14 protein-coding genes and 1 pseudogene are annotated in these 14,179 nt (G+C 70.5%); 3 read left to right on the forward strand and 12 right to left on the reverse strand.

The genetic code is table 11. The features are described from left to right. Positions 1-3: 3 nt before the first annotated feature. The 9 genes from deoA to OZ671_RS23265 are packed head-to-tail and all read right to left on the reverse strand — an operon-like array spanning position 4 to position 8,729. A complete protein-coding gene (deoA, locus tag OZ671_RS23225; RefSeq protein ID WP_268862932.1) occupies positions 4-1,356 on the reverse strand; it encodes a thymidine phosphorylase in 1,353 nt (450 codons plus the stop codon). A gap of 25 nt (positions 1,357-1,381) precedes the next feature. Further along, positions 1,382-2,125 (reverse strand): deoxyribose-phosphate aldolase, encoded by a 744-nt coding sequence (deoC, locus tag OZ671_RS23230; protein ID WP_268862933.1) that lies wholly within the window; start codon positions 2,123-2,125, stop codon positions 1,382-1,384. Further along, positions 2,122-2,919 carry a purine-nucleoside phosphorylase gene (locus OZ671_RS23235; protein ID WP_268862934.1) on the reverse strand — a complete coding sequence of 266 codons (798 nt, stop codon included), beginning with the start codon at positions 2,917-2,919 and terminating at the stop codon, positions 2,122-2,124. The genes deoC and OZ671_RS23235 overlap by 4 nt, the downstream gene beginning before the upstream one ends. Then, entirely contained in the window at positions 2,916-3,317 is a 402-nt protein-coding gene (locus tag OZ671_RS23240; RefSeq protein WP_268862935.1) for a cytidine deaminase, read from the reverse strand. The genes OZ671_RS23235 and OZ671_RS23240 overlap by 4 nt, the downstream gene beginning before the upstream one ends. After that, complete coding sequence (locus OZ671_RS23245) at positions 3,314-4,288, reverse strand: ABC transporter permease (RefSeq protein ID WP_268862936.1); 975 nt, start codon at positions 4,286-4,288, stop codon at positions 3,314-3,316. The genes OZ671_RS23240 and OZ671_RS23245 overlap by 4 nt, the downstream gene beginning before the upstream one ends. A gap of 16 nt (positions 4,289-4,304) precedes the next feature. Then, positions 4,305-5,405, reverse strand: a complete 1,101-nt coding sequence (locus tag OZ671_RS23250) for an ABC transporter permease (protein WP_268862937.1) — start codon at positions 5,403-5,405, stop codon at positions 4,305-4,307. Continuing rightward, positions 5,402-6,940, reverse strand: a complete 1,539-nt coding sequence (locus tag OZ671_RS23255) for an ABC transporter ATP-binding protein (protein ID WP_268862938.1) — start codon at positions 6,938-6,940, stop codon at positions 5,402-5,404. Before OZ671_RS23255 ends, OZ671_RS23250 begins: the two co-directional genes overlap by 4 nt. Beyond that, positions 6,937-7,677, reverse strand: a complete 741-nt coding sequence (locus tag OZ671_RS23260; RefSeq protein WP_268862939.1) for an MBL fold metallo-hydrolase — start codon at positions 7,675-7,677, stop codon at positions 6,937-6,939. The genes OZ671_RS23255 and OZ671_RS23260 overlap by 4 nt, the downstream gene beginning before the upstream one ends. Continuing rightward, positions 7,674-8,729 (reverse strand): BMP family lipoprotein, encoded by a 1,056-nt coding sequence (locus OZ671_RS23265; protein ID WP_268862940.1) that lies wholly within the window; start codon positions 8,727-8,729, stop codon positions 7,674-7,676. Before OZ671_RS23265 ends, OZ671_RS23260 begins: the two co-directional genes overlap by 4 nt. Positions 8,730-8,921: 192 nt before the next feature. Here OZ671_RS23265 and OZ671_RS23270 point away from each other — a divergent pair, with 192 nt between their 5' ends. Continuing rightward, positions 8,922-11,267, forward strand: a complete 2,346-nt coding sequence (locus tag OZ671_RS23270) for a penicillin acylase family protein (RefSeq protein WP_268862941.1) — start codon at positions 8,922-8,924, stop codon at positions 11,265-11,267. Positions 11,268-11,485: 218 nt separating this feature from the next. Further along, positions 11,486-11,704, forward strand: coding sequence for a hypothetical protein (locus tag OZ671_RS23275; protein ID WP_038303555.1), 219 nt, complete (start codon positions 11,486-11,488; stop codon positions 11,702-11,704). Positions 11,705-11,741: 37 nt separating this feature from the next. Here the strand turns inward: OZ671_RS23275 and OZ671_RS23280 are convergent, their stop codons facing one another. Further along, the gene (locus OZ671_RS23280) at positions 11,742-12,644 is read right to left on the reverse strand and encodes a DMT family transporter (protein ID WP_268862942.1); all 903 of its coding nucleotides are present in this window, start codon (positions 12,642-12,644) and stop codon (positions 11,742-11,744) included. A 210-nt stretch (positions 12,645-12,854) separates the two neighbouring features. On the opposite strand from OZ671_RS23280, the gene hisE reads away from it, so the two are divergent. After that, the gene (hisE, locus tag OZ671_RS23285; protein ID WP_268862943.1) at positions 12,855-13,214 is read left to right on the forward strand and encodes a phosphoribosyl-ATP diphosphatase; all 360 of its coding nucleotides are present in this window, start codon (positions 12,855-12,857) and stop codon (positions 13,212-13,214) included. Positions 13,215-13,568: 354 nt separating this feature from the next. On the opposite strand, the pseudogene OZ671_RS23290 reads toward hisE, so the two are convergent. Continuing rightward, positions 13,569-13,865: pseudogene (locus tag OZ671_RS23290) on the reverse strand (DUF167 family protein); the annotation flags it as partial. 5 nt (positions 13,866-13,870) lie between these two features. Next, on the reverse strand, positions 13,871-14,161 hold the full coding sequence (locus OZ671_RS23295) for a YggT family protein (protein WP_038303551.1): 291 nt from the start codon (positions 14,159-14,161) through the stop codon (positions 13,871-13,873). Between the last annotated feature and the right edge of the window lie 18 nt (positions 14,162-14,179).

Genomic DNA, 14,179 nt, shown 5'->3' on the forward strand with positions numbered 1-14,179 from the left:
CGTTCAGCTGGAGCGGGCGGCGGGGGCGGCGTCCGCCTGGATGCGGGCCTGGACGAGGGCGCCGATCAGGGCACCGCCATGGTCGACGGTGATCGCCTCGGCCAGCATGGCGGCAGCCGCCGCGAAGCCGGCCTCGTCACGCGAATGCACCATGGCGAGCGGCTGGCCCTTTTCCACCTGCTCGCCCAGCATGACGAGGTCGGTGAGGCCGACCGCATGATCGACCGGGTCGGCGGAGCGGGTGCGGCCGCCGCCGAGCGCGACCACGCTCATGCCGACCTTGCGGGTGTCGATGGCGGTGACCGTGCCGCCGGTCGCGGCGAGGACCGGCCGGACCTCGGGCGCGCGCGGCAGGTGCTTGTCCGGGCTCTCCAGGAGATCGCCGGGCCCGCCGAGCGCCGTCACCATGCGCTCGAACACCTCGGCCGCCCGGCCGTTGCCGAGCACGCGCTCAAGCTTGCCCAGCGCCCGGTCGAGATCGGGGGCGAGCTTGCCGAGCACCAGAAGCTCGGCCGCCAGCGCCATGGTGACGCCGTGCAGGCGCGATTCGCGATGCTGGCCAGTGAGATAGTCGATCGCCCAGCGCACCTCCACCGCATTGCCGGCGGCATTGGCGAGCGGCTGGTCCATCGGGGTGACCAGCGCCACCGTCGGCAGGCCGGCGCCGGCGGCGACGGTTGCGATCGAATCGGCGAGCTCCTTCGATCGCAGAAAGTCCGGCATGAAGGCGCCCGACCCGGTCTTCACGTCCATCACCAGACCGTCGAGGCCGGCGGCGAGCTTCTTCGACAGGATCGACGAGGTCAGCAGCGGGATCGATTCGACCGTCGCGGTCACGTCGCGCACGCCGTAGATCACCTTGTCGGCCGGCGCGAGATTGGCGGTCTGGCCGATGATCGCGCAGCCGACCTGGCGCACGGTGCGGCGCAGCCGGTCCAGCGACGGCGTTGCGTCATAGCCGGGAATCGATTCGAGCTTGTCGAGCGTGCCGCCGGTATGGCCGAGGCCGCGTCCCGATATCATCGGCACGAAGCCGCCAGCCGCCGCCACCATCGGGGCCAGCATGAGCGAGACCGTGTCGCCGACGCCGCCGGTCGAGTGCTTGTCGAGCACCGGGCCGGGCAGGTCGAGGTCCTGCCAGGCGAGCGTCTCGCCCGAACGGGTCATGGCGCGGGTGAGGGCGATGCGCTCGGCCATGGTCATGCCCTGGAAGAAGATGGCCATGGCCAGCGCCGCGACCTGCGCCTCGGTCACCCTGTTGTCGGCGATGCCGGCGACGAAAGCCTCGATCGCCTCGTCGCTCAGGGCGCGGCCGTCACGCTTGTCGCGGATGATCTCTTGCGGAAGGAGCGTCATGCGAAAGGTCCTGTGGGCCGGGATTTCAATAGGCACTGTCCGGCGCGGCGGCGCCGGCGAGCAATGCGTCGAGCAGGCCCGACGCGCCGAACCGGAAGGTGTCCGGCCGCGGCCAGCCCCTGCCCATCACCGCCTCGGCGAGCGCGAGATAGGCGCGGGCATCCTCACGCGTGCGGATGCCGCCCGAGGCCTTGAAGCCGACGGGGCGCGGCGCGGCGCGGATCACCTCCAGCATCACGCGCGCGGCCTCGGGCGTCGCCGAGACGCGGGTCTTGCCGGTCGAGGTCTTGATGAAGTCGGCGCCGGCCCCGATGGCGATCCGGGCCGCGCGGGCAATGCGTTCGGGCGTGCCGAGCGCGCCGGTTTCCAGGATCACCTTGAGCAGGCGCCCGGGTGGAACGCGCGCGCGTACGGCCCCGACCAGCGCCGCTGCCGTGTCATCGTCGCCCGCCATGACCGCCTGGTAGGGCAGGACGAGGTCGATCTCGTCGGCTCCGTCGGCGATGGCCCTCGCGGTTTCCGCCGATGCCGCTGCGACATCCGCGGTCCCGGCCGGAAAGTTGACGACGGTCGCGACCTTGATGAGCGTGCCGGCAAGCCGCTGCCGGGCAGCGGCGACGAAGCGCGGCCAGATGCAGACGGCGGCGACGGGGCCGAGCGGCGTCGAGGCGCGCTCGCAGAGATGTGCGAGTCCCGCTTCGTCGGCGGTCTCGGAAAGATCGGTCAGGTCGAGCAGCGCGATGGCCTCGGCGGCAAATCCTTCGCTCATGCCGCGATCTCCCTGAGGAAGCCGCGGACGACCGCGCCGAGGGCCTGCGCGCAGGCCAAGGCGACCGTCTTGGTTTCGGTATGGGACGGCGCCTCGGCGGCCATGCCGGCACCGAAATTGGTGATCATCGAGAGCGCCGCGACCCGCAGCCCGGCGTGGCGGGCGAGAATCACCTCCGGCACGGTGGACATGCCGACGGCGTCGGCGCCGAGCCGCTGCAGCGCGCGGATCTCCGCCGGGGTTTCGAAGCTCGGTCCGGTGACCCAGGCATAGATGCCGGACCGCAGCGTGACGCCGGCCGCCGCGGCGCCCCGGCCGAGCGCCGCCCTCAGCGCGGGATCATAGGCATCGTTCATCGACACGAAGCGCTCGTCGCCGGTGGCGCCGATCAGCGGGTTCGGGCCGAACAGTCCGATATGGTCCGCTATCGCCATGACCGATCCCGGCGGCATGTCCTCCCTCAGCGAGCCGGCGGCGTTGGTCAGCAGCAGCGCCCGGGCGCCGAGCCCGGCGAGGGCCGCGATGGCCGGCTGCATCACGCGGGCATCGCCCGTTTCGTAGACATGGGCGCGGCCCTGCATCATGGCGACCCGCCGGCCTTCCAGGCGGCCGACCACGAGCCGGCCGGCATGGCCCGATACCCCGGCGCGGGGGAAACCCGGCAGCTCGGCATAGGCGAGGGCGATCGCCTCGTCGACCGCGTCGGCGAGCGGGCCGAGCCCGGTGCCGAGCACGATGGCGCAGTCGATCGGCGCCGGGCCGATCCTGGCGCGAATGAGGTCCGCCGCGCTCATGACAGATTGTCCGGGCCGAACGAATGGGGCAGCAGCTCGCCGAGCGCAAAGCTCCTCCTGACGCCTTCCGGGCCGGCGACGTGGATGAGCATGTCGCTCGCGCCGAATTCGCGCAGGCGCTGGCGGCAGGCGCCGCAGGGCGTGCACAGTTCCGGCCCGTCGCCGATGACCAGCACCTCGACCACCGCCCGGTCGCCCGCCAGCACCATGGCCGAGAGCGCGCCGGCCTCGGCGCAGGCGCCGACCGGATAGGCGGCGTTCTCGACATTGCAGCCGGCATGGACGGCCCCGGACGCCGTGCGCAGGGCAGCGCCGACCTGGAAACGCGAATAGGGGGCATAGGCACGGGCCTGCGCCGCCTTGGCCGCTTCGAACAGGGCTGTCAGTTCGGTTGTCACGACCGATCCTTCACATAGGGGATGCCGGAGGCCCTGGGCGGGACCGCCCGGCCGATGAAGCCGGCCAGCAGCACCAGCGTGAGGATATATGGCAAAGCCTGGATCGCCTGAACAGGAACCTGACCGATGCCGGGCAGGACGGTGCCCTGGATGCGCAGCGCCGTCGCATCCAGGAGGCCGAACAGGAGACAGGTGCCGAGCGCCGCCCAGGGCCGCCATTTGGCGAAGATCAGCGCGGCGAGCGCGATGAACCCCTTGCCCGCAGTCATGTCGTTGACGAAGCCGGCCGACTGGGCGATGGCGAGATAGGCGCCGCCGAGGCCGCAGAGAAGGCCGGCGACCAGGACCGCCTGATAGCGCAGGCGGGCCACCGCAATGCCCGCCGTTTCGACGGCCGCGGGGTTTTCTCCGACGGCCCTCAGCCGCAGCCCCCAGCGCGTGCGGTAGAGCAGGAAGGCGGTGAGCGGCACTGCCAGAACGGCGAGATAGACGAGCACGGAATGGCCGGAAACGACCTCCGCATAGAAGGTGCCGATGACCGGCACCGCGGCCGCCGCCTCGGCGAAGGGCAGGGTGATCTCGCCGAACCGGGCGGCCGCGCCGAGCTGCGGCGTACGGCCGCCCTGTTCGAACCAGGCATTGCCGAGCACGGCGGTGAGCCCGGAGGCGAGCACGTTGAGGGCGACGCCCGAGACGATCTGGTTGCCGCGCTGGCTGATCGCGGCGAAGCCGTGCACCAGGGCAAAGCCGACCGACGCGCCGATCGCCGCGGCGAGGCCGATCCAGGGGTCGGGAATGACGGCGGCGGCGGCCCCGGCGGCGAAGGCGCCGGCCAGCAGCTTGCCTTCGAGGCCGATATCGACCACCCCGGCGCGTTCGGAATAGAGGCCGGCGAGGCAGGCGAAGATCAGCGGCACCGACAGCCGGACGGCGCTGTCGAGCACGGAGAGAACCAGGGTCCAGGTCGCCATGTCGGTCGCTGCCTCGTCAGTCGCTGTCGCGCGCCAGGCGCCGGTAGAGCATGGCCAGCCGGTCGGCGAAGAGATTCTCCAGGGCGCCGGCGAACAGGATGACGAAGCCCTGGATCACGACGATCATCTCGCGCGGGATCCTCGGCTTTTCGAGGGCGAGCTCGGCGCCGCCCTGGGCAAGCACGCCGAACAGCAGGCTGGCGAGCACGACGCCGTAGGGGTGCGCCCGGCCCATCAGGGCTGTGGCGATGCCGACGAAGCCGGCGCCGGCGACGAATTCGTTGATCAGGCGGCCCTGGGTGCCGAGAATCTCGTTGGTCGCCATCAGGCCGGCGAGGCCGCCCGACAGCATGAGCGCGACGAGGGTGATGCGGGCCGGCGCAATGCCGGCATAGACGGCGGCCTCGGGATTGGCGCCGACGGTGCGGATCCGGTAGCCGAGGCGGCTGTGCCAGATCAGCAGCCAGACGGCGACGGCCGCGGCGAGCGCCAGCACGAGCGACAGGTTGAGCGGCGAGCGCGCCGCCGTCCAGCCGAACCAGGCGGCGATGGCGGCGAAGGAGGGCAGGATCGCCGCGTCGCTGAAGCGCGCCGTCTCCAGGGCCATCGAGCCGGGCATGCGCAGCGGGCCGGCGAGCAGATAGACGGTGAGCGTGCCGGCCAGGAGGTTGAACATGATGGTGGTGATGACGATGTGGCTGCCGCGCCGGGCCTGCAGCCAGGCCGGCACGAAGGCCCAGGCGGCGCCGCCGAACGCGGCGCCGAGGATGGCCAGGGGCAGCAGGATCGGGGCCGGCAGGCCGGGCAGGCCGAGCGCCACCAGGGCCGCGCCGAGGCCGCCGACCAGGGCCTGGCCTTCGCCGCCGATGTTGAAATGACCGGCATGGAAGGCGACCGCGACGGCGAGGCCGGTGAAGATGTAGCTCGTCGTGTAGAACAGCGTGTAGCCGATGCCGTAGTCCGAGCCGAGCGCGCCGCCGAGCAGGATGCCGAGCGCCTCGATCGGGCTTTCGCCGATGGTCAGGACGACCAGGCCCGCGGCGAGAAAGGCGGCGGCGACGGTGGCCAGCGGAATGGCGACGGCGGTGAGCCAGAGCGGCAGATGGTGCCTGTTCACGGATCGTCCTCGCCGATGCCGGCCATCATCAGGCCGATCTCGCCCTCATCGGCGGCCGCCGCCCGGCGCTCGCCGATGATCCGGCCGCCGCTCATCACCAGGACGCGGTCGGCAAGGCTCAGGAGCTCGTCGAGCTCGGTCGAAACCACCAGGATGGCCTTGCCCTCGGCGCGCAGGGCGGCGAGCCGGCGATGGATCTGCTCGATGGCGCCGATATCGACGCCACGGGTCGGCTGGCCCACCAGCAGGAGCACCGGCGCGCGTTCGATCTCGCGCGCGAGCACGATCTTCTGCTGGTTGCCGCCGGAGAACAGCGCCGTGGCGAGGCCGGGATCGGCCGGCCGCACGTCGAAGGCGGCCATCTTGGCCGCGCAGTCGGCCACCACGGCCCGGCGATCGAGGAACGGCCCGCGGCCGAAGCCGGGCTCGTCGACATAACCGAGAAGCGCGCTCTCGGCCGCCGCGAAAGCCTTGACGAGGCCGCACCGCAAGCGGTCCTCCGGCACATGGCGCACGCCGCGCGCGCGCAGCCGCTGCGGATCGTCGCGGCCGCCGCAATCGACCGGCCGGCCGGACAGCCTGATGGTCCCGGCGCTCGGCCGGCGCATGCCGGCGAGGATCTCCAGAAGCTCGCTCTGGCCGTTGCCGGCGACCCCGGCAATGCCGACGATCTCGCCGGCCGCAACCGTCAGGTCGATCGCCTCGAGCTGCGCCACCCCGCGTGCATCGGTGAGGGAAAGGCCTTCGACCTCCAGCACCGGGGGCCCGGCCGGCCGCAGGGCGGCGGCCGGCGGAAGGCCGACGCGCCGGCCGACCATCAGCTCGGCGAGCGCGTCGGGCGACGTGTCGGCAGTGCTCACCGTCGCCAGCATCACGCCGCGGCGCATCACCGAGACCGTGTCGGTGACCGCCATGATCTCCTTCAGCTTGTGGGTGACGATGATGACGGTCTTGCCCTCGCCGGCGAGCCGCCGCATCAAGGCGAAGAGGCCGCCGGCTTCCGCCGGCGTCAGCACCGCGGTCGGCTCGTCGAGGATCAGGATGTCGGCGCCGCGCACCAGCGCCTTGAGGATCTCGACGCGCTGCAGCACGCCGACCGGGAGATCGCCGACCCGCGCATCGGGGTCGACCGCGAGGCCATAGTCGCGGGCAAGCTCGGCCAGCCTTGCCCGCATCGCCCGCTCGCCGCGCGCGACCAGCGGGCCGCCCTCGGCGCCCAGCATCAGATTCTCGATGACGGTGAAGCTGTCGATCAGCATGAAATGCTGGTGCACCATGCCGATGCCGGCGGCGATGGCATCGGCCGGCGCGCGGATGTGCACCGGCTTGCCGTCGACGGCGATGCGGCCCGCGTCAGCCTGGTAGAAGCCGTAGAGGATCGACATCAGGGTCGATTTGCCGGCGCCGTTCTCGCCGATCAGGCCGCGCACCGTGCCGCGCGGCACGGCGAAGTCGACGGTCCTGACCGCATGGACCGGACCGAAACGCTTGTCGATGCCGGTCATCGCCACGGCACTGGCGGCGGCCGCCGTCATAGGGCGATGGCCATGCCGTCATAGGCCCGCTCGCAGGCGAGCGCCCCCGCATGGTCGAGCATGGCGCTGCTCATATGGGTGAGGATGATGCGCCGTGCCGTCAGTTCGCGGAGGTGCTGCTCGAGCGTTTCGTAGTCGAGGTGGTTCGGCAGCTTGCGGTCGACCGTGTAGCATTCGATCAGCAGGGCATCGGCGTCGCGGGCGAGCGGCACCAGCGTGTCGGTCCAGGCCGTGTCGCCGGAATAGGCGAAGACCTTGCCGTCGCGGGCGATGCGATAGCCGAGGCACGGGCCGGCGCGATCGTCGTGGACCATGGCGAAGGCTTCGATGTCGGCGCCGGCGACCTCCGCCGGGCCGTCCGGGGCGATCTCGACATAGTCGATCTCGAAGGCGCGCCTGGCGGTCGCCGAGCCCGGAAAGGCGGCTTCCAGCGCGGCATGGGCGCGCTGCGCGACGCCGGGCGGCCCGGCGACGACGAGCGGCGTGCGCCGGCGCGTGACGAACTGGGCATCGAGGACGAAGAACGGCAGGCCGCCGAAATGGTCGCCGTGGAAATGGGTGAACAGGATCGCGGAGATGGCGTTGCGGTCGATGCCGGCGCGGTTCAGCGCGGGCATGGACGTCGCGGCGCAGTCGACGAGCATGGTGGTGCCGTCGCTCGCCGCGAGATGCAGGCACGTGGAGAACCGCCCGCCGGAGCCGAAAGCGTCGCCTGAACCGAGAATGGTGATGTTCATTGGACCGGGCAGCTGTTGGTTGCCATGTAGTCATGGACCTGCAGCCGGCCCATCCTAATCGCCTCGGCGGCGCGGGTCACGGCCGCGCGCATCTCGGGCGTGATCAGCGCGGCATTGTTGGCGTCGTCGGCCCAGTCGACGCCGCCCTCGGCAAGGCCGAGCACCGAAACGCCCGGGCGCCAGGTGCCGGCGCGCGCCGCCATGAAGGCGCCGTAGACGGCGACATCGACCTGCTTGGTCATCGAGGTGAGCACGCGGCCCGGGTGCAGGCCGTTCTGGTTGGAATCGACGCCGATGCCGAGCTTGCCGGCATCGGCCACAGCCTGCAGCACGCCGATGCCGGTGGAGCCGGCGGCGTGGTAGACGACATCGGCCCCTTGGGCGATCTGGCCGCGGGCGAGCTCCGCGCCGCGCACCGGATCGCTGAAGGCCTGGCCGGTCGTGCCGGTCATGTTCTGGATGATGGCGATGCCCGGCCGCGCCGCGCGGGCGCCCTGCACGTAACCGCAGGCGAACTTGCGGATCAGCGGGATGTCCATGCCGCCGACGAAGCCGATCGTGTTGGTTTGCGAGCGGAGCGCGGCGAGGACGCCGACGAGGTAGGAGCCCTCGTGTTCCTTGAACAGCACGCTCTGGACGTTCGGCAGGGCGACCGTGTTGTCGATGATCACGAAGCGCGTGTTGGGAAACTCGGCAGCGACCTTTTCGACCGCCGCGCGGAACGAGAAACCGACGGAGACGATCGGGTTCTGGCCGCGCTGGGCGAAATTGCGCAAGGCCTGTTCGCGCTGGGTGTCGTTACGGATCTCGAAGTCGCGATAGGCGATGCCGGTCTCGCGCTTGAACCGCTCGGCGCCGGCATAGCCCGCCTCGTTGAAGGATTTGTCGAAGCGCCCGCCGAGGTCGTAGACGATGGCCGGCGCGAAGGGCGGGGCCGTCTGCGCCTGGGCGCGCAGCGGCGGGCACGGCGTGGCGAAGGCCAGGACAAGGCCGGCCAGAAGACCAAAAAGGCGGTGCCGGACCGATCGATCACGTGCGGCAGGACGCGTCATGGATATCCCCTCGGTCGGCCGCCGGCATTGGTCCGGCTTCGGCCAGGCGGCGAGTTTTGCACGGCCTGCCGGCCGGTCCAAATCGCGCCGCGAGGCATGCGCGCGGCGCGGGGCCATCAGCGCCCGGTCAAGTCTGGCCGGGGCGGCGACGCGGTGGCACAGTCGGGGCGTCCAAGGCGAAGACATCAGAACATGACAGACACAGAAACGCTCAAGATTGCCGGCCTGACCGCGCCCGGCTCCATCGGCCTCGACGAGAACGGCATCGCGCATATCCGCGCGGAGAACGAACACGACCTGTTCTTCCTGCAGGGGTTCCACGCCGCCCGCGAACGCCTGTTCCAGATCGATCTGTGGCGCAAGCGGGGTCTCGGCCTCCTGGCGGCGGATTTCGGCCCTGGCTATCTCGAGCAGGATCGCGCCGCGCGGCTGTTCCTCTATCGCGGCGACCAGGACGCGGAATTTGCCGCCTACGGCCCGGAGGCCGAGGCGACCTTCACGGCCTTTGCCGAAGGCATCAATGCCTTCGTGGCGATGACCGAGGCCGATCCGAGCCTCCTGCCGTTCGAATTCGGCGTCACCGGCACGCGTCCGGCGCGCTGGGCCCCGGCCGATGTCTCGCGCATCCGCACCCATTCGCTGAGCCGCAACGTGCTGTCCGAGGTGCTGCGCTGCCAGGTGCAGGCCAAGGCCGATCACCGCACCGACCTCCTGCGCCGCTGGCTGGAGCCGGCGGTGACGCCGGTCGTGCCGGAGGGGCTCGACCCGGCGAGCATTCCGATGGCCGTGCTCGACATGGTCAAGCTTGCCGCGGCCAATGCGACCTTTTCGAAGGAGCGGCTCGAAGCCAAGCTCGAGGACGCGCCGAAATGGCGCGGCGTCACCGATCTTCTCGAGGTCGTGCTCGATGCCCAGCATACCGGCTCGAACAACTGGGCCGTACATGGCAGCCGGACCGATACCGGCAAGCCGATCCTGGCGTCGGATCCGCACAGGCTGCACGGCCTGCCCTCGCTGCGCTTCCTCGTCCACCTGACGGCGCCGGGGCTCGACGTGATCGGCGCCGGCGAGCCCTGCATTCCCGGCGTCCATATCGGCCATAACGGCACCATGGCCTGGGCGCTGACCATCTTCTACATCGACCAGGAGGATCTCTACGTCTACGAGACCGACCCGGCCGATCCCGACCGCTATCGCTACAAGGACGGCTGGGAGCGGATGCGGACGGTCGAGGAGACCGTCAAGGTGAAGGGCTGCCCCGACCAGGTGCTGCGCCTGAAGTTCACCCGGCACGGGCCCGTGGTCCACGAGGACAGGGACAAGCGGCGCGCCTATGCGGTGCGCTCGGTCTGGTTCGAGCCGGGCACCGCGCCTTATCTCGGCACCCACCGGCTGATGCGCGCCCGCAATCTCGCCGAATTCCGCGCCGGTACGGAGCGCTGGGGCACGCCTTCGGTCAACTTCGTCTATGCCGACAAGGCCGGTACGGTCGCCTGGATGCCGGCCGGCATCAATCCGACACGGCCGAACTGGGACGGGCTGATGCCGGTGCCGGGCGACGGCCGCTACGAATGGGCCGGCTTCCGCGACAGCACGAAGATGCCGCTCGACGAAAATCCCGCGCGCGGCTTCGTCTTCTCGGCCAACGAGATGAACCTGCCCGCCGACTGGGACCATAAGGCGCATCCGATCGGTTTCGAATGGGTCGAGCGGGCGCGCGCGACCCGGATCGAGGAGGTTCTGGCAGCGGAGACGCCGCACCGCATGGCGACCTCGCGGGCGCTGCAGACCGATGTCGTCTCCGTGCCGGCGCGGCGCCTGACGCGGATCGCGCGGGAGCTGCCGGCCGGTGATGCCGACGTGGCTTTGGCCTTGAGGCTTTTTGCCGGCTGGGATCATGCCCTGACCGCGACCTCCGCGCCGGCGGCGCTGTTCGAGGTCTGGTGGAGCCGTCACCTGAAGCCGGCGCTGTGGAACGCCATCGTGCCGCGCGACCTGCACCGCCTGATGGTGCCGGGAGACGTCGAGGGAACGCTGGCCGCGCTGGAAGCGCCCGACGAACGGTTCGGCTCCGATCCGCGCGGCGGGCGCGACAAGCTGCTCGCCGCCTCGCTCGCCGCCGCGGTGCGCGACGTGAAGGCCATGCTCGGCGAGGATCCGGCGGCCTGGGCCTGGGGCAAGCTGCATCACGCCCAGTTCGACCATCCATTGAGCGCATTGATGACGCCCGAGGAGGCCAAGGCGCGATCGGTCGGACCGATTCCCCATGCGGGATCGAGCGCGACTCCGATGCATACGGGCTACCGGCCGGGCGACTTCCGGACCATGATGGGCTCGTCCTTCCGCATGGTGGTCGATCTCGCCGATCTCGACCGGTCGGTGGCGATCAACACGCCGGGCCAGTCCGGTGACCCGTCCTCGTCCCATTATCGCGACCTGTTCGAGCGCTGGGCGACCGGCGACTATGCCGCGCTGCCCTATAGCCAGGGGGCGGTGGACGCGGCGGTGCGCAAGAGGACACGCTGCGAGCCCGGTTGAGTCCTGGTTCCTGACCTCCGCCCAAGCGCGGCGGCCCGGTGCCGAAGCGCCGCGGCCGCTGCGCCTGACCACGGATCCGCGGCGAGCCGCGGCGGGTCGGGCTGTCTCGTTCCGACGCGCCATATTTCGAGAGATGCAACATTTGTTACGATGGATGGCGCTCCGCTGAAATCTGCATCGCCAACATTGGCGACGGTCGCAGATGTTGGGGAAGTGCCATGACCGATCACGACGCGCTCGACGAACTCAATCAGGCCCTGGTCGCCATCGATGTCATCCTGCGCAACGGCAAGCTCGATGCGGCGCGCGTCTCGGCGCTCGCCCGCGAGGCGCGCCGTTCAGCGGAACGGGTCAACCGGAACGGCCTCGAGCCGATGCAGCCGCCGCCCGGCGCCTGCGGACAGGCCATTCGCCCGGTGGAGATTGCCGGCTTCTGATGCCGGGCCGCGCCGGAGCCGCCGTCTGGGCCGCGCGTCATGCCGCGCGGCCGAACAGGCGTTTCCAGAGCCGGCCGTCGATGGCGGCAAGACCGAGGCCGATCAGAGCCATGCCGGCGGCATGGGTCCAGGCTAGGCGCTCGCCGAGGACCAGGCTGCCGAGCAGGATCGCCGAGACCGGGATGAGGAAGGTCACCAGCATCAGGTTGGTGGGGCCTGCGCTCTCCAGGATTCGGAAAAAGATCACATAGGCGAGGGCCGTCGACAGCACGCCGAGGCCGATCAGCGCGAGAAGGGTGGCGGTGCCGGGGCTCGCCAGCGTCCACGGCCGGTCGGCCACCAGCACGACCGGCAGCATCATGGCGGTGGTCAGCGTCACCTGGCCCCAGGCGGTGACGGTCGGGGCGATGCCGAGCGGCCTGATGCGCCGGCCCCAGAGCCCGGAAAAGGCATAGGACAAGGCCGCGGCGAGGCAGGCGAGCAGCGCCCATAGCGGCGTGTCGCGGGCGCCCGCGATGGCCGGTCCGAGCAGCACCACGACACCGGCGAAGCCGAGGACGAGCCCCGCGATTTTCGGCGGCGTCGCCTTTTCGTCGGATGTGAAGAGATGCATGACGACGACGGTGAAGAGCGGCGTCGTGGCGTTGAGAATGGCGGCAAGGCCCGAGGGCAGCGCCTGCTGGCCGGAGAAGATCAGCGAAAAGGGAATGAGATTGTTGAGCAGCGCCATGACCGCAAGCGTCAGCCAGGCCTTCGCGCCGCGCGGCAGCGCCTCGCCCATCGCCTTGATCACGACGGTGAGCGTGGCCGCCGCGATGCCGACGCGGGCGAGCACGATGGTCAGCGGCGGCAGATCGGTGAGCGCCACCTTGACGAAGAAGAACGAGCCGCCCCACAGCACCGAAAGCGTCAGCAGCAGGGCCCAGTCGCGCGCGGACATGATGTCTGCTTCTCCGCCGAATCGTCATTGCCGCCGATCCTAGCGGTCGCGGCGCCCCATTCTCCAGCGCGGCGGTCTGACGGTCGGCTCCGGCCCGGCGAAGTGCCGCAGCGGCGATCATTGACTCGCCTTGGTTGTGTGTCAGGTTTTGCCCGTCGTGGCGATTGTTCGCGCTGATTCGCGGGGATTTCCAGGAAAGATCGTCAAGCCATGTCCGATGTCGTGGAGCGGTTGCACAAGGCGGTGCTGAAGGCGCGGCAGACCGATCCGGGTCAGTCGCGCACGGCCCGGCTGATTCAGGGCGGGCGGTCCAAGATGGCCAAGAAGCTGGTCGAGGAAGCCGCCGAGGTGACCATCGACGCTGTCTGCGGCGACCGCGAGGCGGTGGTGCGCGAGAGTGCCGATCTCCTCTACAACCTGACCGTGCTCTGGGTCGACATGGGCATCGATCCCGGCGATGTCTGGGCCGAGATGACCAGGCGCGAGCAGCTCTACGGCATCGCCGAGAAGCTGCACAAGGGGCCGGCGGCGCTCGTCGACGGCGCGCTCAGGCGCACCGGCAACGAATAGGCCGGCGCCGGCTCAGTCTCTCAGGAACAGCGGCAGGTCCACAGGCGGGTTGCGCACCTCCCGGTTGACCGAGTTCAGCATGCCGACGGCGCGACGGATCAGCCAGCCGTCGCGGTTGGGACAACCTTCTTCGGCCAGGGTCTGAGCTGCGCGCAAGGTCCGGACCAGCCGGCTCTTGTCCGGGCCTGCGAGCCCGGCGCGCTCGACGATGGCCCGCGTGCGCAGGAACTCGTTGTTGCTGGTGCAGATGTCGCCGCGGGCGATGAACTGGGCCGCGGCCGGAGCGGCCGTGCCCGCCAGCAGGGTGCCGGCCAGGACAAACACGGCCGCCGCGCCGGCGAAAAGCTGTCCGGCGCGCGCGGCGAGGCCGGCCGGGTCGCCTTCGACCGCCACCGTCTTCAGGCGGGCCGTCTTGCCCTGCACGACGTTGACCTTGGACCTCGGCACGCCGAATCGGGCGGCGACGAGGTCCTCGAGGGCGGCATTGGCCTTGCCGTCCTCGGGTGCCGCGCGGACGCGCGCCTTCACCACGGTGCGGCCATCGGCGAGCCGGTCGATCGTTTCCAGCGCGTCACGGCCGCCGCGCGGCGTCAGGCGCACATCGATGAGCAGGGCGTGGTCGGCGAGGCGATAGGGGGCGGCCGTCATCATCGGCCTCAGAACACGTAAGGATAGCCGTAGCGGTAGATGATCTGCTGGATCAGGATGATGCCCAGCAGCACGACGATCGGCGACAGGTCGACCGCGCCGGTATTGGGCATGCGCGCGCGGATCGGCCCGAGCACCGGCTCGGTCAGCGCCCGCAGCGTCTGGTCGATCTGGGCAACGATGGCGTTGCGGTAGTTCACGACATTGAAGGCGACGAGCCAGGACAGGACCGCGGAGGCGATGATCACCCACCAGTAGATGTTGAGGGCGATGATGATGACGTCGAAGATCGCTTTCATGGGGCCCCATTGTCGGAC

Source organism: Phreatobacter sp. AB_2022a, from assembly GCF_026847585.1.
GTDB lineage: Bacteria > Pseudomonadota > Alphaproteobacteria > Rhizobiales > Phreatobacteraceae > Phreatobacter.

What these genes read in the sequence shown, in the direction of transcription:
- deoA (WP_268862932.1), bottom strand. Translation starts at nt 1,356, where the DNA reads ATGACGCTCCTTCCGCAAGAGATCATCCGCGACAAGCGTGACGGCCGC.
- deoC (WP_268862933.1), bottom strand. Translation starts at nt 2,125, where the DNA reads ATGAGCGAAGGATTTGCCGCCGAGGCCATCGCGCTGCTCGACCTGACC.
- OZ671_RS23235 (WP_268862934.1), bottom strand. Translation starts at nt 2,919, where the DNA reads ATGAGCGCGGCGGACCTCATTCGCGCCAGGATCGGCCCGGCGCCGATC.
- OZ671_RS23245 (WP_268862936.1), bottom strand. Translation starts at nt 4,288, where the DNA reads ATGGCGACCTGGACCCTGGTTCTCTCCGTGCTCGACAGCGCCGTCCGG.
- OZ671_RS23255 (WP_268862938.1), bottom strand. Translation starts at nt 6,940, where the DNA reads ATGACGGCGGCCGCCGCCAGTGCCGTGGCGATGACCGGCATCGACAAG.
- OZ671_RS23260 (WP_268862939.1), bottom strand. Translation starts at nt 7,677, where the DNA reads ATGAACATCACCATTCTCGGTTCAGGCGACGCTTTCGGCTCCGGCGGG.
- OZ671_RS23265 (WP_268862940.1), bottom strand. Translation starts at nt 8,729, where the DNA reads ATGACGCGTCCTGCCGCACGTGATCGATCGGTCCGGCACCGCCTTTTT.
- OZ671_RS23270 (WP_268862941.1), top strand. Translation starts at nt 8,922, where the DNA reads ATGACAGACACAGAAACGCTCAAGATTGCCGGCCTGACCGCGCCCGGC.
- OZ671_RS23275 (WP_038303555.1), top strand. Translation starts at nt 11,486, where the DNA reads ATGACCGATCACGACGCGCTCGACGAACTCAATCAGGCCCTGGTCGCC.
- OZ671_RS23280 (WP_268862942.1), bottom strand. Translation starts at nt 12,644, where the DNA reads ATGTCCGCGCGCGACTGGGCCCTGCTGCTGACGCTTTCGGTGCTGTGG.
- hisE (WP_268862943.1), top strand. Translation starts at nt 12,855, where the DNA reads ATGTCCGATGTCGTGGAGCGGTTGCACAAGGCGGTGCTGAAGGCGCGG.
- OZ671_RS23295 (WP_038303551.1), bottom strand. Translation starts at nt 14,161, where the DNA reads ATGAAAGCGATCTTCGACGTCATCATCATCGCCCTCAACATCTACTGG.